We start from the raw sequence: 23,316 nt of genomic DNA, 5'->3' as shown, positions 1-23,316 counted from the left end.
TGAATATATTTTTACGCCTGAGTCTATAAATAATGCAGCAAGCGTACAGTGTAATGCATGGATTGGCATGATATTAATGTTTGATCGCTTTAAAATCCCGATTAAACGCATTGAACAAGATTTATGAAACATGACAGGTGTAGAAGCGTATTTATATGGGTGTAATTAGTAGATAACCCATAGGAGGTGAGAAAATGAGAGTCATTTGGCTGAACATTGAATATGATCCTTTCAGGTTAAAGGATATCAGTGAAGACGAAGTAAGGAAGATTGAAAAAGAGTTGAATGTAAATTTGCCCCATGAATATAAAAAATTGATCATTCAACAAAATGGTGGATTGATTACCTTTAATGCGTTCCCAACAAAGCATATAACGTCTTGGGCAGACGACCATATTCAAGTTGATCACATGAGAGGAATAGGAAAAGATTTGGGGATCTTAGAGAGTGATTATTTAATAAAAGAGTGGGGTCTACCACAAAAACTATTGTTCATACAGGGAGATGGACACAATGGGGTTGCATTAGATTATCGCCTAACTAATGAAAATCCACCTGTTCATTTCTTTGATCTAGAATTAAATAATGACTTTAAGATTGCAGGTTCATTTGATGAATTTTTATCAAAGCTATACACACATGAATATGAAAAAATTCAAGAAGACGAAAATTTAAATTTTAATGATATCCCTAGCATTGATCCAAATGATCCAGATGCTATTCAGAAGGAAGAAGTCGAAAAAATTCTTGCTAATAAGAATCCTATGGAGATGTATAGGATTTCTCTTTTTCCAATCCAAAGTTTTGAAGACCTGAAGTGGTTGCTGAACATTATTAACCATAATTCCATAGAGGCACAAGGTGACATGGCTTTTGAATTGGCTGACGTGTTGATGTCAGTTGTTTCTTCATACTCACATCAAATAAAGTCGAATAATTTAAAAACTGTGGTTCAAGAAGCTGCTCACAAGTTAGGGGTGTTCAAAAATGAAGATACTGAGATTATATTAAATCAACTAAAAGACTTCATGTAAATAAAGCACTATGCATTAAGGCAGTCAACGTTTGGATGGTTTTTCTGTTATGTGAATTAAATGGCTGTGGTAAAATTTTCATAGAATGAAATGAAGGTATTTTAGGCTGATTCATTACTCTCTGAAGCGGATAGAAGAACCAAAGAGTATAAGGAACTAAGGTCACAAATGGTGAAGCTCAGAAAAGCAATTAAAAATGTAGCTGATCTGGGCGACAGCGTATTTTTCAAGTAAAGGTGCTGACAATATTAAAGCATTATATCATGATCATGTCGGTGTTACCGGTCAATGGCTTGATTTAATTGATATGAAAATTGCTTTTTTAAGCCAGCATTTCTTCAAAACTTGAAGAAGCAAAGTTTTCGGATGCTTATATAGAAAAAACCTTCTTAGCACACGAGCTGGCAAACGCTTATAAAATATCAAAGTCCATTATGTCTGAACAAAAGAAAGCAATGAAAGACATTCTAAACGACATCAATGATATTCTTCCCCTTGAAATATTCTCAACAGAAGACTTCAAAGACAAACTATCTTCCACAGACGACAAACGTCAAAAAACACTTGATAAGCTAAACAAACTTGATGAGGATTTAAAAACAGAGTATGCAGAGACTGAGCCTAACGAACAATTCATTCAACAAGATTTTAAAAAGCTGCAGGAATCAACAGGCAAAGGGAAGAACGCTACACCGATCACTATAACGCTAAATCGTATAGAGAAAGTGACAGATCAGTAAGATTTAAGAGACAAGGATCAATTTCACTTTCACTTTCAATTGGCTTTTTCCCAATCTTTTAGACCAAACATAGTTGAAGAGATCTATAAATCTGCTAACCGTATTTTCTTATGATATACCTAGTATTTATGATGATATTCTTAATGAAGATGATTTTGGATTCGGGCATCCACCGAGTTTTCAAATTGCCCTATCTCCTTACAATAATTAGCCGTGTCGAGTGCTAATTCCTCTAAATCTGAATACATAACATGATCTTTAAGTACAGAAAAAGTTTGAAAAACTGTGCGTTTATCTATAGAGTCGATATATAAAGCCTTTAAGTAATTAAACTCAGCAACTAAGACAGCATCGTTAATGCTTTGTGCTCTCTCGATTCCTTTTTTATAAAGAATAAGGGCTTTTTCAATATCCTTCATTTTGAAGTAAATTTGCGTCAGTGTAAATAACGTATGAGGGAGAAGATCACTTTTATCGTTTTCGTACAATGAGACTGCTTGTTCAATATATTCAGAAGCTTTGTTATACTCTTTCATCTTATAATAACAGTTCCCCAAATTGTATAGTGATGCACCAATTAGTTTGGGCTTGTTTATGGCTTTAGAATCTTTTAGGGCTCTTTGAAGATGCGGAACTGCTTTTTCATGACTTTCCAAATTCAAAGTTACCTGCTATAACAAATGCACATTGTATTCGGCGAACAGTATAAGTTTTTTGGTCTTTATAAATATTAAGGGCTGCTTCAGCATAGTGCATTGATACATGGGTTTGTTTCATGTGATAGTACACTTCTGCCATTTTGAAATAGAATTCAGCTCGTTCAATTTCATCTGTTACTAAAGCGAGCTTTTTCTCAGTAATTTTATAAGACCTTATTGCTTTTATATATTCTTTCTTATCAAATTCATTCATCCCTCTAAAGAAATTCCCGTAGTATTCAAGAACACCTTTAAGTTTTGTTTGGGTGCTTTCAATCTTTTCTAATAAGTCTGAAATTTTAGGGCGTTCTTTATTCAAGGACTTAGGTTCAAGGTAATCGAGCATTAGCTGATGACGAAAACACATGAGAGAATAATACAGCAATAAGTCTTGGTCTTCCTTCATATGTTTTATTTCTTCTTCAACCTCTGCTTTTAATATCCTGCATCTGGAACGGCGAACATCCGAATGTATTTATACCACTCATTGATTTTAACTCCAACTGTGGATGACGGAATTAATTGCTCCAACCGATTCGCAATAAGTTTCATTAAAAACGCCCTTGATATTTGGTCAAGGACGCTCAAGCACAGTGGCTAGCATACGGTGGACGACTTCGTGATCAGACGGGTCATTTAAGCGGTAGTCTTCACCTGGAAGAGTATACAAATCCTTGGCTCCTACATATGTAATAGCCAGTGTGAGAACTCCTTTGTCATCACAGGTAGTGATCAGTTCGAGTTCTCCACTAATGACACCTGCCTCTTTGGTCATGACACCGTGGGTTGCAATAAAGACGGTTGACTTCTTATCCATCAGCTGACTCCTTTCTGCGTATGACTGTTAAACTTAGTATGAGCAAGTGTTGAGCATGGTTTGCAGTGAAGATTTCTCAGTAGACTGCAAGCTAAGGTCCCAGCGATACTTAGTGTTGATCCACCACTTAGCGTACCCGCAACGTGCAGCAACACGAGGCGGTTGCCATGTTGAAGGGTCTTGGTCACCTTTAGAGCGGTTGATACTAGCAGTTACTGCAATTAGTTGAGGACCATCGAGGTCGTTAGCGAATTGCTTACGCTTTTCTGTCGTCCAACTTCTAGCTCCTGAACGCCATGCTTCTGCTAGAGGAACAATGTGATCAATATCAATTTCGGATGGAGAGTATACTGTAACACCGTCGAAGTAACTGTACCATTTACCGGATGTTACAGGGCAATTCCCGCTGTAGTATTCAGCGTCACGCTGTAGCACTAGCTGCCGGGTATTGCAACCATTACCTTGACTACTCCAGTGTGGGAACAAATCGCGAGAATAGCCAGTCATAGGATCTTCGGTCTTAACTGTTAAAGAGTTTAATTGTGATTGTGCTTCTAATTTTGAAGGCGTACCTGGTGGCAATGCAGATGCTGTTTGGAGGTCGAAAAGCAATGCAGTAAAAGATATTAACAATGCAAAAATAAAGAATAATGATTTTCTGAACATAGAAAGCCTCCTTATTCGTAATAGAAATGTTGATCAGCTCTACTTACAATGATATTGCAGTCATAGATTTTTTTGGGTTAATATTTTGTAAATAATTGGTAAACCTTATTGAGATATGTATTGAAGTGAGGGATATGGGGTTCAGAGATGAACAAATCAAATAATATTGAAATATAGTCTAATTTAACGCAATAGATACTAAAACAATGATTAAAGCGATCTCAAGTAAGATGATAAGTCCAAAATTCTCGAAACGTTTGATTGGGATTCAATTAAAGACACTCAATACACTCTATAAGGAGAAAGTAAAATGAACACTTATGTAGTCGATGACAGCAAGTATAAACGTATTTATGCGGGAACTGAGAAAGCAGCTGCTTTTAATAATGAATTTGGAAACGGAACAAGAGTATGGATTTGGTTTGAAGGCCATCACATAAAAACGTTTGAGATAGAACAAAGAGAAATCTGTGGAGTAGGAGAATGGATCCTTAAGTATGATGCTGCTACTGAATTGCAAAAGGAAGTAAATCGTTTGGAAAAGACATATTTCAAGAAGAAAGAATTGTTAGACACTATTAGACAACCTGATGAAGTCTAAATAAACGATAGTTTTTAATGAAAATAAATTAATGGAGGAATTTTATTGGAATATAACTTAACAGTAACAGACCAGGATGGACAATTTTTGGTGGATAGTCGTGAAGTGGCGGAGTTGATCGGTAAGCGTCATGATCATTTACTTCGTGACATTGAAGGATACGTTACGGTTTTGAGTCAAACCCTAACTTTGGGGGCTGACGAATATTTCGTTAAAGTACATATCAGTCAGGAACAGGAAAGAGTTATAAACATTATCTTCTTACAAAATGGGCTGTGAAATGGTTGCCAATAATATGATTGGTGAGAAAGGTATTATCTTTTCACCTCAATATGTAAAAGCGTTTAATCGAATGGAAAAAGAGTTAATGCAGCCAAAAACAGAGCTAGAGGTTTTAGCTGCAACAGTTAATAATATGGTACAACAAGAAAAACGAATAACTGTTATTGAAAATGAGCAAAAGAGGATCTTTGATTTGATTGGATTAAATCCGTCGAATTGGAGAAAAGAAATCAACAAAATTATTAGATTAATAGCAAAAGAAAGTGGGTTAAGTCACTCGGCAGTATGGTCTGAGAGTTACAAAACCTTAGAAACTCGAGGGAAATGTAATCTGCAAAGAAGAGTTGATAATAAAAGAAATAACATGAAAAAAAGAGGGAGCGTCTAAAACAAAAGTAGAAGATCCAAAGCTTACAGAGATTTTCTTAGCGATTGTTAAAGATATGGCTGTGAAGTATAAGGTGACTCTCAAAAAAGAAACTGCATAAAATATTTATTTTATAGGATGTGGGTGATCTAGTTATGGTAAGAAAAAAGGATTGTTTTACTTGCAGAAGCTGTAATGAAGTGATTTTCTATCCACCTTCAATTGTAACAACTGTTTCATGTCCAAGTTGCCATCAAAAACACCTAGTACAGAGAGAAGTGAATATAATTCCGTTAGAAAACACTAAATGACCAATGTACTAAATTTTCATTAGCTTTTTAATTACTTGGTGCTAAGGAGTTAATGTAACGGAGAAATTATACTCTCCAGGATTCGAAGGAAGGTATGCGAAGTTTGTCGTGCCTAGTCTTAAATCTGTGCTTAACCTTACATAAAATAGGCTCAATAAATACATATTCATCAGATTCAGACTTTACTTGTTTCATAGAATGAAACTTGCCACGTTCTGCATGTGGCATGAATTCCATAAATCCAGCTGCAGTTCCATCGGGATAGGATAGAAGGAATTTTATATCCTTTTTGGTGTAGCCGGTAATAAGAACTTCGGTGTAATCGTAATTGATCACTTTCAGCCAATTATGTGAACGTTTATGATCTCATAAGGGGAGTCAGCTTTTTTGAGTACGATTCCCTCTAAATTCTTTTCTTTGGCCAGATTGAAGTAAGCGAGGCTGTTACCTTGAATTCCTTCAATTACAAAGATATTAGGATGATTTAGCTCAAGTGAGTTCAGAACTGTTTTTCGTTCGATGAGCGGCTTAGCTGCAATTGACTGACCGTCTTTGTAGATAACATCAAAGACACAGTAAACGATGTTGTGGACTGATTTTTTGGACATAAAACGTTCCATTACAGCTTCAAAGTTAGGAGCACCATCTGGGGCAGCTACAATGACTTCACCATCGAGTACGGTTCCATCTGGAATATCTAAGTCCAAGAGTTCTGGAAACTTGCTTGTTACTTTGTTGTTGTGACGAGTATATAGCTTTATCTGATTATCAAATTTAGAAAGGATGAGTCTGATTCCATCAAATTTGAGCTTAGTGATATAGTTCTCGTCATCTAATGGTTCCTTTATCGATTGCAATAGCATTGGCGATACAAACAAAATATCACCTCCTACTTAGAACATATTAGCTAAGCGAAGGTGATATATAAAGCGATATGGCGGTGGTACTTAATGGGATTCGATTTTGCTACCATTCTAAAAAGTATAGTTATCTACAGTGTTGACACATGAAAATCAAAAAGGAGGAATGTGATGCAGCAAACAGTTGAGGTTAAAGAAGTTGAAATATTAATCAGAGGAATCTGGAGAAAAAAAAGTTCACTGATATTCAAAAGGGACAAACCTTTAAGATTGAGGAGAACGGAAGAGTAAAGAAATACATAGCAAGAACAGACCCTTATTGGGATGACATGTACGAGACTTACATAATTGATTTGTTGGATAAAAATAAAATTAGAGGAGTGTAAAAGTGATCGGGTTAACACAAGAAGAGAAAGATAGAAGAGCAATTCAAAGGAAAAAGGACAAATACAATAAAACGCACAAAACAATCAATGAAGTTGAATACAAGCTTTGTTCAATATGCAATGATTGGCAGTTAACAGATATGTACTATAAAAATAAAAGTAATAACGTAGTTGGATTATACCCATATTGCAAATCATGCGCTATCAATAAAGCCCATAAATGGGCTATTAATAATCGAGAATCTTCTAGAATCATGAAAGAAAAATATGCTAAGAGTGATAAAGGAAGAGAACGGAACAATATAGCTTGGAAGAAGAGAACTCAAAACGGTTCCATAAAAGAATACCAAAGGTTCAATAAAGAAAAAATAAAGTTTTACCAGTTAAAAAGGAAAAAGAAAAAACACAAAATTTCTGAGGTTGAGAGAGACAGGTGTAAATCATATTTTTACTACAGTTGTGCCTATTGTAGATTATCGGAGATAGATCATTTTAAAGTTAACAATCAAAAACTCCATCTAAACCATGTTGACCCTAGTAGTGCAAACGATTTAAGTAATAATGTTCCTGCTTGTAAATCATGCAATTCAAGCAAAGGAACTAATTCACTTTATAGCTGGTATTTAAACAAGTCATTTTATAGACTAGAAAGATATGATTACTACTCAAATGGCTTAATGAAGATTATAAAATAGCACTGGAGTAAAAATAAAATTAAACATTCAATAAAAACGATATTTTATCGAGACAGGGGAATGTTTGTTTTTTAGTTATGTTGCTGAATAAGCATGTTAATAGGCAGTTAAAGCACATACAATGTCTGTTGATACAATGAGAATGAGTCTGGAAATAAAAAGCAGATACAGCAATACACAACCTATAATTAATGCTTTTATTGAATGGGTTGATTATATGAGTGAACAATTATGACAGATTAGTTAAAAAATATTATTTTATAGTTTAAATGGATATATATGGGTTAATAGCCGAATGTACACAAAATTTTACATTTGGAGGAGGATTACCATGAACTCTACGATTTGTAAGGTTGGTATTGTTGGAATGTTGTCCATTGGCGGGTTGCTTTCTCCTTTTGCGACTGGGGCGGAAGCTAAAGAAGAATCCAGAAAAAACCAAACAACTACATTAAGTGTTAATCAACCAGTTAATGTACTTAAAACAGCCTCAGTGCTTAACAGTCAAAACAGTAAACCAACTGCTGATGACTGGGAATCAGCTGGAACCGAGTACGGAAGCACAAAATTCGAAAAATATTCTTTAGCTGCAGTTGTTCAGACACTAGGATTTGCATTAAATCTTCCTTCAGGGGGATGGTCATCTTACTTAGCGGGTTTAGCCAATATGGTTATTTTAGGTGAATATCCTGTTGTTTATTTTAAAGATCGTAAAGAGTTTAAAATGGCCGGGGCGACACTAATGACACGCCACAATGTTACAATTTATGAAGACAAAGATCGCAAGAAAAAAATTAGCTCAGATAGCTTTATCATTACAGATAGAGGTGGCCCAAAAGCTGCTGATAAATAAGTTTAAACAAAAAAATCCTCCCAGAAAGGGAGGATTAATATTACATATTGACTAAAGTGTAAGTCAATGAAACGATAAATAAAAAATACGAAGTATAAGAAATTGTTTTTGAAGAGCTTGTTTTATGTTTTTGGAATGTATAGATAAGTGCAAAACCAAGGAAGAAAAGTGTTACAAACCAAGAAGTGTATTGTGGAAAGATAGCAACCAGCAAAACCATAATTGTTGAAAAAACAAATGAAGAGTAATGAGTAACTTTATGTTCATTATTCAAAGAAATCACCTCTACAGATTTTTACCCAATTCAGTGTGTATTAAAACATTATACAAAAAGGAGATTGAAAAAATGCCAAACATTATTTCTAAAGAACAGGATGAAGCGATTAAATACTTTAGAAACAAATTAAATTTATCAAACAAAGATTTATACATACCGTTCATTAATTTCGAACTACTTAGAGACAAGAACGAACAATATGCGATTCAAGATACAGAAAAATCATAGTCCAGACGCTGATGGCTATTTGCATATTCTAGAGAAGGATATAAATCTAGAATTAAAACAAAAAATATCTGCGTTGGAAGACTTAGGGGAAGTAGTGGGAGAAAAATTGCAGCGTAAATATACAGATGTTTTTGAAGGTCATGGCAAACGTAACCTCAGCATTAAAATTTGTAGAGATATAGATGGAGATGTGATAAGTGATTTAACAGCTGAGAGGTGCTTGGAAAAAGAATACCGTTCCCAAGTCACAATTCATTTTGGAACTGTAACTGCCAATGAAGATGTAGACGCTTTTACAATTGATTTATGGTATTACTACGGTGGATTTATAGGAAGCGGTTGTGGAACATTATTCGATTTAAATAATAATGACTTAGAAAAGGAAATGGAAGAGGCCCTGATATTTTTTCTGCACGACAAACATTAGTTCATTTTGGATAGCCAATCGGATAGTTCTTCCTATCTCAATACAATGTGTAAACGTTTGTGTTACTCAGTTGATGTTGGGGAGGACGAACTTCGGTTTCTTTTATTTTGCACTTGGTGCTTACCTGATTTAAACCATTGTGTGTTTCTGTTTAACCCTGTGATTAGCTCCTCGGCCATTATTCAGATACCCGTCAACAGACTTGACATAAGCGGTAGCTAACAGCCTTCCAATTATCTCTGCGATCATATGTACCAAACTCTACTTCCCGCTTACCAATTCCTTTAGTAAACAACAAAAATACATGAATTGATGATGAGGTTTCTTACATATTGAGAAACGATATAAAAAAACAAGCCCCAAATCAAGATTTATCTCAGCGCAATTTGATTTATCTGAAAAAAACGTTGAAAAAGCTGAAAGGATTTTATAATATTAAACCAAGTTAGTTTGTTTGATCAACAAACTAATGAAATGAACTTACAGTTGTCCATAAGATAAGTTCTTATTCAATACGGATTAAAAGGGGGAGAGGCTCGACGACCAACAGATGAATGTACTGCTTGCTGATCACGATTTAGAGGATGATAATGCTCAGTAAAGTAACCACTAAGATTTTCAACACCTTTTTGAAAGCGCTTTTATAAACACTGGGCATAAGTCTGAAGAGATTTTTCCATTTCTTACTGTTCCATATTAAAGGATCGAAAAGGGGAGTAATCATGCTCAGTGAAAATGTAAAGAAGATTAGGATGGTTGAAAAAGTTGGATATGCGTCCGGGGATTTCGCATGTAATTTAATTTATGCAACGGTGTCTACTTATCTTTTGTTCTTCTATACAGATGTATTTGGTTTATCGGCGGCAACAGCCGGCACGATGTTTTTAGTGGTTAGAATAATTGACGCTCTCGCTGATCCTTTTATTGGAACAATAGTAGACAGAACGAACAGCAGATTTGGACGCTTTAGACCGTATCTATTATTCGGAGCTTTCCCATTTGTCATACTGGCCATACTCTGTTTTACAACTCCAGATTTTTCGGATATGGGGAAATTAATATATGCCTATATCACCTATGTTGGCTTGTCGCTTACATATACAATGATAAACGTTCCATATGGCGCGTTAACTTCTGCAATGACTAGAAATAATCAAGAAGTTGTTAGCATAACATCCGTTCGCATGCTATTTGCAAATCTTGGAGGACTTGTCGTTGCTTTTTTTGTTCCCTTACTGGCTGCCTATTTAAGCGATATTTCCGGTAACGAATCTCTTGGCTGGCAACTAACCATGGGTATTTTGGGTATGATAGGCGCGTTCCTTTTAATCTTTTGTTTTAAAAGCACAAAAGAGCGTGTCACTCTTCAAAAATCTGACGAAAAAATTAAATTTTCCGATATATTTGAGCAATTTCATGTGAATCGTCCCCTTGTTGTATTAAGTATTTTCTTTATTATCATTTTCGGAGTGAATTCAATCAGTAATTCAGTAGGCATTTATTACGTGACGTATAACTTAGGAAGAGAGGATTTAGTGAAGTGGTACGGTTTGATAGGAAGCTTGCCTGCATTGGTCATTTTACCTTTTATTCCAAAGCTTCATCAGCGATTGGGGAAGAAGAAATTACTAAACTATGCATTATTACTGAATATAATCGGCCTCCTAGCTTTACTGTTTGTTCCGCCAAGTAATATATACCTCATACTCTTCTTTCGATTAATCGCTGCTGCTGGAAGCCTCACTGCCGGGGGATATATGTGGGCGCTCATTCCTGAAACAATAGAATATGGCGAGTATAGGACTGGGAAAAGAATGGGCGGGCTCATATATGCTATCATCGGGTTTTTCTTTAAATTTGGCATGGCCTTGGGAGGGGGCGTACCGGGATTGGTTCTTGATAAGTTTGGATATGTGGCAAACCAGGCACAAACGCCCGAGGCATTAACGGGCATTTTAATTACAACTACCATTATTCCCGCGATTTTGCTTGTTTTAGCCATGATCGATATTCATTTCTATAACTTAGATGAGAAAAAATATAAAAATATGCTTCGAGAATTAGAGAATAGAGACAAAGTTTATTTGGATCATATTGATGATTTCAAAGCTTAAAAAAGGAAATAAACTGAGGAGGAGTCCCAAATGAAGATTATCAATCCAGTACTTAAAGGATTCAATCCCGATCCAAGTATTTGTAGGGTAGGAGAGGATTATTATATCGCTGTATCTACATTTGAGTGGTTTCCAGGAGTACAGATACATCACTCAAAAGATTTAGTGAATTGGCACTTAGTTGCACATCCATTACAGAGAGTTTCACAATTAGACATGAAAGGAAACCCTAACTCAGGGGGGGTTTGGGCGCCATGTTTAAGTTATAGCGACGGAAGGTTTTGGCTCGTCTATACGGATGTTAAGGTCGTAGATGGCGCTTGGAAAGATTGTCACAATTATTTGGTGACTTGTGAAACGGTTAATGGTGACTGGGGAGAACCGATTACATTAAATAGCTCGGGGTTTGATGCATCTTTATTTCATGATACAGATGGGAAAAAATATTTATTAAATATGTTATGGGATCAGCGTATTGATCGGCATTCATTTGGAGGAATAGTCATACAAGAGTATTCTGATAAGGAGCAAAAATTAATTGGTAAACCGAAAGTTATATTTAAAGGAACGGATAGAAAACTGACAGAAGCTCCGCACCTTTATCGTATCGGGAACTATTATTATTTATTAACTGCAGAAGGAGGAACACGGTTCGAACACGCTGCTACAATTGCCCGTTCTGCAAATATTGAAGGGCCATATGAAGTTCATCCCGATAATCCACTCTTAACATCGTGGCATGACCCAGAAAATCCGCTGCAAAAATGTGGACATGCCTCCATTGTTCAAACACATACAGGTGAGTGGTATTTAGCTCATTTAACAGGGCGTCCCATACATCCTGACGATGATTCCATTTTTCAGCAGAGAGGATATTGTCCTTTGGGCAGAGAAACAGCTATTCAAAAACTCTATTGGAAAGATGAATGGCCTTATGTAGCAGGTGGAAAAGAAGGAAGCTTGGAGGTAGAAGCCCCGGCTGTATCAGAAAAGGTGTTTCCAGCAACCTGCCCGGAAGTTGATGAATTCGTAGATCCAACATTAAATATTCATTTTCAAACGTTAAGGATCCCATTTACAAATGAATTAGGCTCGTTGACTCAAGTGCCAAATCATTTGCGATTATACGGTCATGAATCATTAACCTCGACATTTACTCAGGCATTTGTCGCCAGACGCTGGCAAAGTCTCCATTTTGAAGCGGAAACTGCAGTTGAGTTTTACCCGGAGAATTTTCAACAAGCCGCCGGATTGGTGAACTACTACAATACCGAAAACTGGACGGCTCTTCAAGTCACGCATGATGAAGAACTTGGCCGTATTCTTGAATTAACAATATGTGATAACTTCTCTTTTTCACAGCCATTGAAAAATAAAATTGTGATTCCTCATGAGGTAAAGTATATCTATCTAAGAGTAAGCGTTGAAAAGGAAAACTATTATTATTTCTATTCGTTTAACAAAGAAGATTGGAGAAAAATTGACATTGCATTGGAATCGAAAAAATTATCAGATGATTATATTCGTGGAGGAGGCTTCTTCACAGGTGCTTTTGTAGGAATGCAATGTCAAGATACAAGTGGAAATCATATTCCGGCCGACTTTAGATATTTTCGTTATAAAGAAAAATAATATACACGTGAAAAAGGAGACTTCTAGTGAAGAACTCCTTTTTCATAGGAGAAGGTATCCTTAATAAAATGGTCTTATTCATCATGAAATCAACAAAACAAAAACTCATCTTCGAAGATGAGCATAGAACATAGCGTATTGTACAATTCATCATGTAACGATATCTAGAAAATGTTCAATCACAATAGAAGACATTCCTAATGCAGGTGCACTCTTTCCTAAGGAAGATGGCAATAACTCATAGCTATTGGCAAATTGGGAATAACCCCTAGATAACACTTCACTTCTAATTGATTGTAAAACCATTGGATGCGATTCGATGATGCTGTTTCTTAAAATGATGGCTTGTGGGTTGAACGTATTTAAAATATTGGTAAGGCCTATGCCTAAATAGAATCCAAAATTTTGTAGCGCGTTTAAAGTTCCAATATCATTCAGATGGGCGAGGTCTATGATATCTTGAGTGGACACTTTTTTCTCTTTCGTCTGAAGAGTTGTTAATAAAGCCTTCTCGGAGGCATACAATTCCCAGCAGCCTCGGTTTCCGCAACTGCATTTAGGTCCATTAAAATCTATTGTCATATGTCCCATTTCTCCAGAAAATCCGCTTACCCCTCTATATAAATGATTGTTGATAATGACACCGATCCCTATTCCTGTACTGATACTTGCATAAATAATGTTTTCGTGATTTTTTGCAGCACCGAATACTTTTTCTCCATATGCACCGGCATTTGCCTCATTTTCAATAAAAACAGGAATATTGAACGTCTCTTGAATGAAAGGTTTTAAGTCAATATTTCTCCAGTTGGAGTTCGGAGTGAAAACAATTTTTTGATTTTCATCAATGAGCCCAGGAACGCATATCCCTATACCAATAAGCCCGTACGGAGATTGTGGCATATGTGTCATAAAGTGATGAATCATATTCACTAGAATGTCTTTCGTTATTTCTGGAGAATGACATTCCAAATGATGGTGTTGATCCAGGACGATCGTCCCTTCAAGGTCTGTTAAAATGCCATTAATATAATCCACACCAACGTCTATCCCTACGGAGTATCCCGCCTTTTGATTAAAAACAAGCATGACAGGTCTTCTGCCGCCGCTTGATTGGCCCTGGCCGATTTCAAATACAAGGTTTTCTTTCATTAATGTGTTTACCTGTGATGAAACAGTTGATTTATTTAATCCAGTCTTTTCAGATAATTTTGCTCTTGAAATAGGTGAGTTCTTAAGTATTTCTTTTAATAATAATTTTTGATTTACTTTTTTGACAAAGGTTTGATCTGCGATATCCACTTCATCCACTCCATTTGTATAACCTATAAATTAAGTTGACATTTTATGTGTTCAGTATGAAACATGGTACATATCGAATCTTACCCTTATTATATCTAATGTGTTCATAAAAAACGAAAAAAATATTGAAAATACGGATGAGGTTATATAAGATGAAAATAAGTTAGTTTGTTTAGTCAACAAACTAATAAATAACTTGCTTACCATATGACATAAAATGCGCCTGAATTTATTTTTAAGGGGGAAATCACATGGTTCACTCTCATTCTAGTTCAGTTAACTATTTTGAAAGCGTAAACAAAGTGGTTTACGAAGGGACAGACTCCACTAATCCTTTAGCATTTAAATATTATAATGCTAAAGAAGTAATCGGCGGAAAAACGATGAAAGAGCATTTGCGTTTTTCGATTGCTTATTGGCATACATTTACCGCTGATGGCACAGACGTTTTTGGAGCGGCTACGATGCAAAGACCGTGGGATCAGTATAAAGGAATGGATCTGGCCAAGGCGAGAGTAGATGCAGCATTTGAGCTGTTTGAAAAACTGGATGCACCATATTTTGCTTTTCATGACCGAGATATTGCACCGGAAGGAAGTACGTTAAAAGAGACGAATCAAAATGTAGACAGTATCGTGAGCATGTTGAAAGAATACATGAGAACCAGCAACGTTAAGCTATTATGGAATACTGCAAACATGTTCACGAATCCCCGTTTCGTCCATGGTGCCGCGACTTCCTGCAATGCAGATGTGTTTGCGTATGCTGCAGCACAAGTAAAAAAAGGGCTAGAAACAGCAAAAGAACTTGGCGCCGAGAATTATGTGTTTTGGGGCGGCCGTGAAGGATACGAAACACTGTTAAATACCGATTTGAAATTAGAGCTTGATAATTTGGCCAGATTTATGCATATGGCAGTGGATTATGCGAAGGAAATCGGGTATACAGGGCAGTTTTTGATTGAACCAAAACCAAAAGAGCCGACCACTCATCAATATGATACAGATGCAGCAACAACCATTGCCTTTTTAAAGCAATATGGCTTAGACAGTCATTTTAAATTAAATCTCGAAGCCAATCATGCCACATTAGCCGGACATACATTTGAACATGAATTACGCATAGCAAGAGTACATGGTCTGCTTGGCTCTGTTGACGCGAACCAAGGTCATCCTCTTTTAGGCTGGGACACGGATGAATTTCCGACAGATTTATATTCTACGACATTAGCAATGTACGAGATCCTGCAAAATGGCGGCCTTGGTAGCGGCGGATTAAACTTTGACGCGAAGGTCAGCAGATCTTCTTTTGAGCCTGATGATTTAGTGCATGCCCATATTGCGGGGATGGATGCATTTGCAAGAGGATTGAGAGTAGCCCATAAATTAATCGAAGATCGTGTGTTTGATGATGTGATTCAACATCGTTATCGCAGCTTTACTGAAGGAATTGGTCTTGAAATTATAGAAGGAAGAGCTAATTTCCATACTCTTGAGCAATATGCGCTAAATCATAAAGCGATTAAAAACGAATCAGGAAGACAGGAGCGATTAAAAGCGGTATTGAACCAATACATTTTAGAAGTATAACAGATCAAGAGAACCGCTATAAAAAGGTATAGCATGATAGCCAATACTTGAGACTACCCGTCATGATTCCTTAACTATTGTTTATTGTTATGACGGGTCATTTCTATAACTGGGCATTTATCTAGAGTGAATGTTTTTTTACAAGGGTAAGAGGTGAAAACATGAAGTATGTCATTGGAATAGATCTTGGAACGAGTGCTGTTAAAACGATTTTAGTCAATCAAAACGGCAAGGTTTGTGCAGAAACGTCCAAAAGTTATCCGCTCATTCAAGAGAAGGCGGGATATAGTGAGCAAAATCCTGAAGACTGGGTGCAGCAAACAATTGTTGCATTGGCTGAATTGGTTTCTATATCTAACGTTGAAGCCAAGGACATTGACGGCATAAGCTATTCAGGACAAATGCATGGGTTGGTCCTGCTTGACCAAGATAAACAGGTGTTACGTCATGCCATTCTTTGGAATGATACCAGAACGACACCTCAATGTAAGAGGATGACCGAGGAATGCGGCGATCATCTGCTTGACATCACAAAAAACCGTGTTCTAGAAGGGTTTACATTACCAAAAATGCTATGGGTGAAGGAACATGAACCTGAACTTTTTAAAAAAACTGCTGTTTTTTTGCTTCCGAAGGACTATGTGAGATTCCGTATGACTGGTGCGATTCACACCGACTACTCCGATGCGGCAGGAACTTTACTTTTACATATGACTCGCAGGGAGTGGAGTGATGATATTTGCAACCAATTTGGTATTTCTGCAGCTATTTGTCCTCCGCTTGTTGAATCTCATGAATGTGTAGGGTCGCTGCTTCCCAACGTTGCGGCGGAGACGGGGCTATTGGAAAAAACAAAAGTGTACGCTGGGGGAGCAGATAACGCTTGCGGTGCTATCGGAGCCGGTATCCTCTCATCAGAAAAAACACTATGCAGTATTGGGACGTCAGGGGTCATACTTTCCTGCGAAGAAGGCAATGAAAGAGATTTTAAAGGGAAAGTGCATTTTTTTCATCATGGAAAAAAGGATTCTTTTTATACGATGGGAGTCACGCTTGCTGCAGGATACAGTTTGGATTGGTTTAAAAGAACGTTTGCACCAAACGAATCGTTTGAGCAATTACTGCAGGGGATGGAATCCATTCCGATAGGAGCAAATGGACTATTATACACTCCTTATTTGGTTGGTGAAAGAACGCCGCATGCGGATTCTTCTATTCGGGGAAGTTTTATCGGAATGGATGGAGCTCATAAAAGAGAGCATTTTGTGAGGGCAGTAATGGAAGGCATCACATTCTCTTTACATGAATCAATTGAGCTATTTCGCGAATCGGGAAAATCAATTCATACTGTTGTTTCTATCGGTGGGGGAGCTAAAAATGAAACGTGGCTTCAAATGCAGGCAGATATTTTCAATGCGAGGGTGATTCAGTTAGAAAATGAACAGGGCCCAGCCATGGGGGCCGCTATGTTAGCTGCTTTTGGAAGTAGGTGGTTTGAATCCCTTGAAGAATGTGCAGAGCAGTTCATTCGTGAGGCTGCTGTATTTTACCCAAAGGAACAAAATGTTCAAAAATATAAAACACTATTTGATTTGTATAAGAAAATTTACAGCCAAACAAAGGATCTCAATTCGGCTTTGAAGAGCTTTCGAAAAGCCTAATGAGAAGTGTGGGACGTAAAAAGTGTATTTTCTGTCAGGAGATTAACGAAAGAACAATATAATTTGTTTCCTTGTTTTGAAAGATGATGAGATAAACAAATCATCACGGTAAGTACCAAATGAAACAATTATGAATGAACCAACCTTCTATGTATAGGTTTCGCAATATTTAAACAGTATGGGAGTGTCCGGCAGACAAAACGAACGAGCGGAACTGTATCTGTCAGCGAACACTTCAAGAAGTGGGAAAGCTTAGGAAAGATGTATGAAACCGCGCTTACGGTAGAGGATATCAAAGTAATGGCAGTGCTAACGTAACGACGAATGTACTGGCTATTGGAGGGAAAAGCAGATAATCCATTTTGTTTTGTGATTCAAACCTGATTTGGTATCCGTCTAAATTTTTGGTTCACGAAGAAAACGGAAACAAATAAGCCCCTCACGTTACCGTAAGGGGTGTTTTTATGATGTTTCTATATCATTCAACAAGCTTAAAAAGCATGTTTGACTCTATATAAGGGGGTTACTAAAACAGGTAAAAAATATAGAATATTATAAAACATCTACTAATCCCTTTTGATCAATGAGACGTTATATGTCTTAAACAAATTTAAGAAGATAAGCGTGCAGAGGCAAAAAAAACACACAACTAGGCAAGGGATCAGACAAGGAGAGCGGTCTTACCTAGCGGAAACATTTCCTCGAAGATGAAGAGAACTTAGTTCTGGGATAAGTGTTTTTCCTTTGGATATCAAACTTTGTGATGGTTTTTGCAGAAATTCATGCCGGAAACGAAGGGGCGTACATGTAAAGAACGCAAAGAGCATTTTCGTTGTCGACACGATAAAAATACCATGAAAAATCAGTCCTTGAGGTATATCAAACATTAATTCGGCGCATTACATCTCTCTGTTATAGGGGGGGTTTGAAAAGTAAATTCCCCCGTTAGAGGAATCTTGGTCAGCATAACGTATTTGCAAAAAACGCAAGAAAACCCTACACGTACATTACTGGGGTTGATACCTTGAAAATCTCACCATCTCTTATATAAAAACGAGGGATGCGGCGGCTTAATGTTGACACCACTTCGTAGTTAATCGTATTAAGCATGTCAGCAACCTCATCAACGGTGATCTCAGCTCCCTTTTGCTGACCGTAAATTACGACTTCCTCACCTTGTTTGCCTTCACCATGCTCTCCTAAACTGACCATGATCATATCCATTGTTACTCTCCCCGCAACTGGCACTCGTCTTCCGCGATGAAGAACAAACCCGCGATTGGAAAGGGCGCGAGAATAACCGTCAGCATACCCGACCGGCAATGTGGCGATGACTTCGTCAGGTTCTGCTATATATGTAGCCCCATAGCTAACGGTTCGGGGTTCTGTCCGCATGGTTTTTACATAAGCGATTCGCGCTTTTAAACTTAATGCAGGTTCAAGCTTCACGAGGCCTAGTTGTTTAATATAGTCTGAAGGGTATAAGCCATACATGCCGATGCCTAAACGAATCATATCAGCGCTATATTCAGGAAAAGCGATCGCCGCAGCCGTATTGTTCATATGCACGGTGGGCAATTCAATTTCTTGATTTTTTAAGAAGCTGAGAAAACTGATAAAGGTATCGTGCTGCAGCTTGGTTAGTGTAGTGTCTGGTTCATCAGCTGTTGAAAAATGTGTATAGATACCTGCCCATCTTAGGAATTTACTTGCTGTTACTGCATTCACTACTGCTAAAAGTTTTTCTTTTGTGCGTACACCTAATCGTCCCATTCCGGTGTCTACATTAATATGAATACCCAATCGATTAGCACTATCTTCGTTTTCCAATATCTTGTTCGCGTTTTGAATCCAATCAGCCTGGAATGCGGTTAACTCTATATTCCAATCTGCTGATTTTTTCACACAACTAAGGGATGTAAAACCAAGCACAAGGATAGGTGCTGTAATGCCCGCTTTTCGTAAAACGATTCCCTCCTCTACGCTGGCAACAGCGAGCTCACTCGCTCCGTGTTCCAGAGCATGGCGCGCCACTTCTACAGATCCATGGCCATAACCGTTTGCTTTTACGACAGCCATAATTTTGCTCTTATTAGGAATATGGCGGCGAATCGCTCGCAAGTTTTTTTTTATGGCATCAAGATTGACTTCGATCCAAACTTCTCGGCAAAGCTTTGTCATCAAGGTTTCCTTCTTTCTTATGGAATAATAAAAAACGCATATAGCGATAACATAAATTGTTAATTGTTGGATACGTTCAATTTTATTTTATTCAACTTCATTTGAAATCATTCAATAGTAAATCTATGATAGAGAAGAAGGTGCTTATCAATGCCGACGCTGGCTCCAGAAGGATTTCATTAATGGGAAATCCCCCCATAAAGAGTACGACTGGCTCTTATTGATAAAAACCAGGAGAATACGGGGCGCCCTTTTGTTACAGGCGCGAAAATTTATGAAATGAGTATTCAGAAGAAAGAAGATCGGGATCAAATGGCAGTCGATTTCGTGTAAAACGCCTAACAATGCAGTAATTGTAAGAGAGGAGTATATATGTTAAGGGGAGTTCACTTTCAAATACCGAATGAATACGGTGTTTAACTATGGAAGATGCTTCAGCCGTTAGACATATCTAATTATATGTGGCTTACGAGTGGAGAATCCTATTTTGTTATAGACGAAGAGCTAGATAATGAGGAGCTTTTTAATGATTACGCAATTGTTGAAAGGACTGACTTTGCGAATCGGTTAGAAACAAATCTGCAAGCATTTCCATTTGGGAAAACAATTGATCAAGTCGAGACATATGAGGAGTTTGTTGACAGTGATTGCGAACTTGTCCTATTGTTGGCAGATAGCAGCTATGTTGAAATATATTGCAAAGACAGAAATGCCATTGAAAAATTACCGTGTGGTAACTAAATAATCCTAAAGGAGTCATACTTATGTCAATGCAAATAAAAATCAAATATCTAGATGAAACACAAACAAGAATCAGCAAAATTGAGCAAGGAGATTGGATTGATCTTCGAGCAGCTGAAGATGTTGCAATGAAAAAAGGTGAATTTAAACTTGTCCCATTAGGTGTAGCTATGGAATTGCCCGAAGGCTACGAAGCACATGTCGTTCCCCGTTCAAGTACATATAAAAACTTTGGCGTTATTCAAACAAACTCAATGGGTGTTATCGATGAGTCATACAAGGGTGACGGCGATTTCTGGTTTTTCCCCGCTTATGCGTTACGGGATACTGAAATGAAAAAAGGAGATCGGATCTGCCAGTTCAGAATCATGAAAAAGATGCCAGCAGTTGAATTGATTGAAGTAGAGCATTTAGGTAATGTAGATAGAGGCGGACACGGTTCTACGGGAACGAAGTAAAAGCAATAACCTTGGCTGATTTTCTGAAGGAGGATTCATGGAGGTTAGCCAAGGCACACCTTATCGTATTCAAAAATGAATAATGTATTATAATGTTAAAATGGGAAGTTTTGAAAAAGTGAAATCGTAATAACTATAGTTGATAAAGAACCTAAAGATGTCAAAGAAACAATTTTTCGGGTGCTTTGCGTTTTTGAAGGTTTATTTAGTTCATGGATCACTGCACCCCATAAAAGCATAGATGCTAATATGATAATACTCATATACATATCAACGCTTCCTTTCTTGAATATTCACATTTTTAATATTAATTTTACCATTTTGTGATAAAAATGTCGATGGATTAAGCATCTCTACAAAAAAATAGTTTTAAATAGTAGGGGTGGTTCACTAAATACTAGCAATAATACTAATTACAAGCCAAGTTGTTAAATGAGATGTATTCTTTAGTCATTGAACTCATTGAGCCAAGTTCAACATACAAGATGAAATAATGCTAGACTGACCAATCCATACTGATATCCTCGACAAATATCATAAAAAAAACCCCGGTCTGTCACCGAGGAAGGAAATAGATGTGTAAGAGTTTTAGTGATATTTTTTATACGATTTGACATAATCATAATAATAATCATCGTCATCATAATATTTTTTGTCATAATGATAATCGTGTTCATCACAATACTTTTTGTCATGATCATAATGCTTTTTGTCGTGATCACAATACTTTTTGTCATGGTCATAATGCTTTTTGTCGTGATCACAATACTTTTTATCATGATCATAATGCTTTTTATCATGGTCGTAATACTTTTTGTAATACTTTTTCTTCCAAGTGTAGTACTCTTCTTTATATTTTTTATAATACCCCACTTAAATTCCTCCTTTTGTTATACTCGAAATTAATATATGTGGTTTAAATCATTTGGTATGGTCAAATTTAATAATAGTTTACAAATAGGGCTGTTTCTGATACATCTGTTACTAATTAGTTAGGAGAACGGATTCCATCACAGTGAATGGGAGTAATACTAGAAGAAGGGTTTTCTTTATTTCAAGAGATTGACGAACAATCCTTAGTGATTATGCTGTCATGCTAGCAAGAAAACTGGCAGAAAAAATTGTAAGAGGTATTGGAACATTGGCGAACATAATTAAAGGTAGGTTTGTTGCTGATCATTGAATAAAAGGAGATGTGGTTTAAATTTGAGCTGCCATTACTTTGATGGAACAGCAGAGGAAGTGTAGAAGCTTTATACTTAATGCAAATAGAGTTGAGTCTGCCTTTAAGAAAAATGTAGAAGGGTGAATGTAACTGACATGCTTGCTGTAAACCTAATGTGTTACAATACAAAATTGGAGATAAAGGCAGCACAAACTTATGTTAAGATGATGGCATCACATGGCTGATAACGGTTAAAGGAAGGGTAAACATGACACAATTCGACAAACAATACAATTCAATTATAAAGGATATCATGAATGATGGAATCTCAGATGAAGAATGTAATGTAAGAACCAAGTGGGACTCTGATGGAACACCTGCTTACACACTAAGCATCATCAGCAAGCAAATGAGATTCGACAACTCAGAAGTTCCTATTTTAACAACAAAAAAAGTTGCCTGGAAAACAGCGATTAAAGAGCTGCTCTGGATTTGGCAGCTGAAATCGAACGATGTTACAGAATTAAACAAAATGGGCGTACATATCTGGGATCAATGGAAACAAGAAGACGGCACCATCGGACAAGCCTATGGTTTCCAGCTGGGCAAGAAAAACAGAAATCTAAATGGAGAAAAAGTAGATCAGGTTGACTATCTTCTACATCAATTGAAAAGCAATCCATCTTCACGCAGACATATTACAATGCTGTGGAATCCTGATGAATTAGATTCAATGGTTTTAACACCTTGTGTATACGAGACACAATGGTATGTGAAGCAAGGTAAACTCCACCTTGAGGTAAGAGCACGGAGCAATGATATGGCGTTGGGAAATCCATTCAATGTATTTCAGTATAATGTGTTGCAGCGCATGATTGCTCAGGTGACTGGTTATGAGCTTGGTGAATATATCTTTAACATTGGTGATTGCCATGTGTACACACGTCATATCGACAATTTGAAAGTTCAAATGGAAAGAGAGCAGTTTGAAGCCCCTGAATTATGGATCAATCCCGAAGTCAAAGATTTTTATGACTTTACCATTGATGATTTCAAGTTAATCAACTATAAGCATGGCGACAAGCTTTTATTTGAGGTAGCGGTTTAATGCTGCCTCTTTATTAATCGCTGATTGGTTTGGTGCCAACCTTCATTTTAGTAAGAAAAACATCATGAAGCTGTATAAAATTGAGCAAAAAGATAATACATATATTCTAAAAACTCATTATAA

General features: G+C 36.9%; 21 protein-coding genes and 7 pseudogenes. 19 read left to right on the top strand and 9 right to left on the bottom strand.

Annotation, left to right across the window (positions count from 1 at the left end; translation table 11 throughout):
- Positions 1-194 precede the first annotated feature (194 nt).
- The gene (locus BV11031_RS08370; RefSeq protein ID WP_010328576.1) at positions 195-1,034 is read left to right on the top strand and encodes an SMI1/KNR4 family protein; all 840 of its coding nucleotides are present in this window, start codon (positions 195-197) and stop codon (positions 1,032-1,034) included.
- A gap of 90 nt (positions 1,035-1,124) precedes the next feature.
- A pseudogene (locus tag BV11031_RS08365) lies at positions 1,125-1,764 on the top strand (T7SS effector LXG polymorphic toxin); the annotation flags it as partial.
- A 150-nt stretch (positions 1,765-1,914) separates the two neighbouring features.
- On the opposite strand, the gene BV11031_RS22925 reads toward BV11031_RS08365, so the two are convergent.
- The 4 genes from BV11031_RS22925 to BV11031_RS08350 all read right to left on the bottom strand — a co-directional run bounded on the left by BV11031_RS22925 (position 1,915) and on the right by BV11031_RS08350 (position 3,955).
- A complete protein-coding gene (locus tag BV11031_RS22925) occupies positions 1,915-2,430 on the bottom strand; it encodes a tetratricopeptide repeat protein (RefSeq protein ID WP_010328574.1) in 516 nt (171 codons plus the stop codon).
- Positions 2,417-2,878, bottom strand: a complete 462-nt coding sequence (locus BV11031_RS22920) for a response regulator aspartate phosphatase (protein ID WP_010328573.1) — start codon at positions 2,876-2,878, stop codon at positions 2,417-2,419. The genes BV11031_RS22925 and BV11031_RS22920 overlap by 14 nt, the downstream gene beginning before the upstream one ends.
- A gap of 168 nt (positions 2,879-3,046) precedes the next feature.
- A complete protein-coding gene (locus tag BV11031_RS08355; protein WP_010328572.1) occupies positions 3,047-3,289 on the bottom strand; it encodes a hypothetical protein in 243 nt (80 codons plus the stop codon).
- A 33-nt stretch (positions 3,290-3,322) separates the two neighbouring features.
- On the bottom strand, positions 3,323-3,955 hold the full coding sequence (locus BV11031_RS08350) for an HNH endonuclease family protein (RefSeq protein WP_010328571.1): 633 nt from the start codon (positions 3,953-3,955) through the stop codon (positions 3,323-3,325).
- 310 nt (positions 3,956-4,265) lie between these two features.
- On the opposite strand from BV11031_RS08350, the gene BV11031_RS08345 reads away from it, so the two are divergent.
- The 3 genes from BV11031_RS08345 to BV11031_RS22910 are packed head-to-tail and all read left to right on the top strand — an operon-like array spanning position 4,266 to position 5,226.
- A complete protein-coding gene (locus BV11031_RS08345; protein ID WP_010328570.1) occupies positions 4,266-4,556 on the top strand; it encodes a hypothetical protein in 291 nt (96 codons plus the stop codon).
- Between the two features lie 45 nt (positions 4,557-4,601).
- The gene (locus BV11031_RS22915; RefSeq protein ID WP_010328569.1) at positions 4,602-4,835 is read left to right on the top strand and encodes a Rha family transcriptional regulator; all 234 of its coding nucleotides are present in this window, start codon (positions 4,602-4,604) and stop codon (positions 4,833-4,835) included.
- Positions 4,836-4,851: 16 nt separating this feature from the next.
- Positions 4,852-5,226: a Rha family transcriptional regulator gene (locus tag BV11031_RS22910; protein ID WP_129550725.1), complete on the top strand. Its 375-nt coding sequence runs from the start codon at positions 4,852-4,854 to the stop codon at positions 5,224-5,226.
- A 356-nt stretch (positions 5,227-5,582) separates the two neighbouring features.
- On the opposite strand, the pseudogene BV11031_RS08330 reads toward BV11031_RS22910, so the two are convergent.
- Positions 5,583-6,394 (bottom strand): annotated as a pseudogene (locus BV11031_RS08330) (ATP-dependent DNA ligase).
- Positions 6,395-6,544: 150 nt separating this feature from the next.
- Here BV11031_RS08330 and BV11031_RS08325 point away from each other — a divergent pair.
- The 3 genes and pseudogenes from BV11031_RS08325 to BV11031_RS08315 all read left to right on the top strand — a co-directional run bounded on the left by BV11031_RS08325 (position 6,545) and on the right by BV11031_RS08315 (position 8,310).
- Positions 6,545-6,762 (top strand): annotated as a pseudogene (locus BV11031_RS08325) (hypothetical protein).
- A gap of 2 nt (positions 6,763-6,764) precedes the next feature.
- Positions 6,765-7,457, top strand: coding sequence for an HNH endonuclease (locus tag BV11031_RS08320; protein WP_129550724.1), 693 nt, complete (start codon positions 6,765-6,767; stop codon positions 7,455-7,457).
- A gap of 331 nt (positions 7,458-7,788) precedes the next feature.
- Positions 7,789-8,310 (top strand): hypothetical protein, encoded by a 522-nt coding sequence (locus BV11031_RS08315; protein ID WP_010328346.1) that lies wholly within the window; start codon positions 7,789-7,791, stop codon positions 8,308-8,310.
- Between the two features lie 40 nt (positions 8,311-8,350).
- On the opposite strand, the gene BV11031_RS23355 is transcribed toward BV11031_RS08315, so the two are convergent.
- Positions 8,351-8,584: a hypothetical protein gene (locus BV11031_RS23355; RefSeq protein ID WP_010328345.1), complete on the bottom strand. Its 234-nt coding sequence runs from the start codon at positions 8,582-8,584 to the stop codon at positions 8,351-8,353.
- Positions 8,585-8,656: 72 nt separating this feature from the next.
- Here BV11031_RS23355 and BV11031_RS22905 point away from each other — a divergent pair.
- The 4 genes and pseudogenes from BV11031_RS22905 to xynB all read left to right on the top strand — a co-directional run.
- A pseudogene (locus BV11031_RS22905) lies at positions 8,657-8,791 on the top strand (hypothetical protein); the annotation flags it as partial.
- Positions 8,787-9,242 (top strand): hypothetical protein, encoded by a 456-nt coding sequence (locus BV11031_RS08305; protein ID WP_129550723.1) that lies wholly within the window; start codon positions 8,787-8,789, stop codon positions 9,240-9,242. The pseudogene BV11031_RS22905 and the gene BV11031_RS08305, both read left to right, overlap by 5 nt.
- Positions 9,243-9,964: 722 nt before the next feature.
- Positions 9,965-11,356, top strand: a complete 1,392-nt coding sequence (locus tag BV11031_RS08300) for an MFS transporter (RefSeq protein WP_010330760.1) — start codon at positions 9,965-9,967, stop codon at positions 11,354-11,356.
- A gap of 30 nt (positions 11,357-11,386) precedes the next feature.
- Positions 11,387-12,988 (top strand): xylan 1,4-beta-xylosidase, encoded by a 1,602-nt coding sequence (gene xynB, locus BV11031_RS08295; protein ID WP_010330759.1) that lies wholly within the window; start codon positions 11,387-11,389, stop codon positions 12,986-12,988.
- A gap of 150 nt (positions 12,989-13,138) precedes the next feature.
- Here xynB and xylR read toward each other — a convergent pair whose 3' ends face one another.
- Positions 13,139-14,290 carry a transcriptional repressor XylR gene (gene xylR, locus BV11031_RS08290; RefSeq protein ID WP_010330758.1) on the bottom strand — a complete coding sequence of 384 codons (1,152 nt, stop codon included), beginning with the start codon at positions 14,288-14,290 and terminating at the stop codon, positions 13,139-13,141.
- Between the two features lie 251 nt (positions 14,291-14,541).
- On the opposite strand from xylR, the gene xylA reads away from it, so the two are divergent.
- The 4 genes and pseudogenes from xylA to BV11031_RS23350 form a co-directional block, all read left to right on the top strand.
- Positions 14,542-15,879 carry a xylose isomerase gene (gene xylA, locus BV11031_RS08285; RefSeq protein ID WP_010330757.1) on the top strand — a complete coding sequence of 446 codons (1,338 nt, stop codon included), beginning with the start codon at positions 14,542-14,544 and terminating at the stop codon, positions 15,877-15,879.
- A 161-nt stretch (positions 15,880-16,040) separates the two neighbouring features.
- A complete protein-coding gene (gene xylB, locus BV11031_RS08280) occupies positions 16,041-17,540 on the top strand; it encodes a xylulokinase (protein ID WP_010330756.1) in 1,500 nt (499 codons plus the stop codon).
- Positions 17,541-17,674: 134 nt separating this feature from the next.
- Positions 17,675-17,896, top strand: a pseudogene (locus tag BV11031_RS08275) (glycoside hydrolase family 11 protein); the annotation flags it as partial.
- 411 nt (positions 17,897-18,307) lie between these two features.
- Positions 18,308-18,417: pseudogene (locus BV11031_RS23350) on the top strand (hypothetical protein); the annotation flags it as partial.
- A gap of 119 nt (positions 18,418-18,536) precedes the next feature.
- Here BV11031_RS23350 and alr read toward each other — a convergent pair.
- Complete coding sequence (gene alr / locus BV11031_RS08265; protein WP_010330755.1) at positions 18,537-19,721, bottom strand: alanine racemase; 1,185 nt, start codon at positions 19,719-19,721, stop codon at positions 18,537-18,539.
- A 429-nt stretch (positions 19,722-20,150) separates the two neighbouring features.
- On the opposite strand from alr, the pseudogene BV11031_RS08260 reads away from it, so the two are divergent.
- Together BV11031_RS08260 and BV11031_RS08255 are read left to right on the top strand one after the other, a co-directional pair.
- Positions 20,151-20,447: pseudogene (locus tag BV11031_RS08260) on the top strand (DUF2691 family protein); the annotation flags it as partial.
- 38 nt (positions 20,448-20,485) lie between these two features.
- A complete protein-coding gene (locus tag BV11031_RS08255) occupies positions 20,486-20,920 on the top strand; it encodes a dUTP diphosphatase (protein ID WP_010330753.1) in 435 nt (144 codons plus the stop codon).
- A gap of 588 nt (positions 20,921-21,508) precedes the next feature.
- Here BV11031_RS08255 and cotU read toward each other — a convergent pair.
- Positions 21,509-21,793 carry a spore coat protein CotU gene (cotU, locus tag BV11031_RS08250; RefSeq protein WP_010330752.1) on the bottom strand — a complete coding sequence of 95 codons (285 nt, stop codon included), beginning with the start codon at positions 21,791-21,793 and terminating at the stop codon, positions 21,509-21,511.
- Positions 21,794-22,353: 560 nt separating this feature from the next.
- Here cotU and BV11031_RS08245 point away from each other — a divergent pair.
- The gene (locus tag BV11031_RS08245; RefSeq protein WP_010330751.1) at positions 22,354-23,193 is read left to right on the top strand and encodes a thymidylate synthase; all 840 of its coding nucleotides are present in this window, start codon (positions 22,354-22,356) and stop codon (positions 23,191-23,193) included.
- The last annotated feature ends 123 nt before the right edge of the window (positions 23,194-23,316 follow it).

Origin of the sequence: Bacillus vallismortis (assembly GCF_004116955.1) — a bacterium.
Classification (GTDB): domain Bacteria; phylum Bacillota; class Bacilli; order Bacillales; family Bacillaceae; genus Bacillus; species Bacillus vallismortis.
The sequence above is the reverse complement of the archived record's forward strand: the minus strand, read 5'-3'. Positions and strand labels throughout refer to the sequence as shown.

Excerpts from the sequence above, each read along its gene's own strand:
- xylA (WP_010330757.1), top strand. The coding sequence starts at position 14,542 with ATGGTTCACTCTCATTCTAGTTCAGTTAACTATTTTGAAAGCGTAAAC.
- alr (WP_010330755.1), bottom strand. The coding sequence starts at position 19,721 with ATGACAAAGCTTTGCCGAGAAGTTTGGATCGAAGTCAATCTTGATGCC.
- BV11031_RS22910 (WP_129550725.1), top strand. The coding sequence starts at position 4,852 with ATGATTGGTGAGAAAGGTATTATCTTTTCACCTCAATATGTAAAAGCG.
- BV11031_RS08300 (WP_010330760.1), top strand. The coding sequence starts at position 9,965 with ATGCTCAGTGAAAATGTAAAGAAGATTAGGATGGTTGAAAAAGTTGGA.
- BV11031_RS08350 (WP_010328571.1), bottom strand. The coding sequence starts at position 3,955 with ATGTTCAGAAAATCATTATTCTTTATTTTTGCATTGTTAATATCTTTT.
- BV11031_RS08355 (WP_010328572.1), bottom strand. The coding sequence starts at position 3,289 with ATGGATAAGAAGTCAACCGTCTTTATTGCAACCCACGGTGTCATGACC.
- BV11031_RS08370 (WP_010328576.1), top strand. The coding sequence starts at position 195 with ATGAGAGTCATTTGGCTGAACATTGAATATGATCCTTTCAGGTTAAAG.
- xylB (WP_010330756.1), top strand. The coding sequence starts at position 16,041 with ATGAAGTATGTCATTGGAATAGATCTTGGAACGAGTGCTGTTAAAACG.
- BV11031_RS22920 (WP_010328573.1), bottom strand. The coding sequence starts at position 2,878 with ATGAAGGAAGACCAAGACTTATTGCTGTATTATTCTCTCATGTGTTTT.
- BV11031_RS08255 (WP_010330753.1), top strand. The coding sequence starts at position 20,486 with ATGTCAATGCAAATAAAAATCAAATATCTAGATGAAACACAAACAAGA.
- BV11031_RS08305 (WP_129550723.1), top strand. The coding sequence starts at position 8,787 with ATGCGATTCAAGATACAGAAAAATCATAGTCCAGACGCTGATGGCTAT.
- BV11031_RS08315 (WP_010328346.1), top strand. The coding sequence starts at position 7,789 with ATGAACTCTACGATTTGTAAGGTTGGTATTGTTGGAATGTTGTCCATT.
- BV11031_RS08245 (WP_010330751.1), top strand. The coding sequence starts at position 22,354 with ATGACACAATTCGACAAACAATACAATTCAATTATAAAGGATATCATG.
- xynB (WP_010330759.1), top strand. The coding sequence starts at position 11,387 with ATGAAGATTATCAATCCAGTACTTAAAGGATTCAATCCCGATCCAAGT.
- BV11031_RS08345 (WP_010328570.1), top strand. The coding sequence starts at position 4,266 with ATGAACACTTATGTAGTCGATGACAGCAAGTATAAACGTATTTATGCG.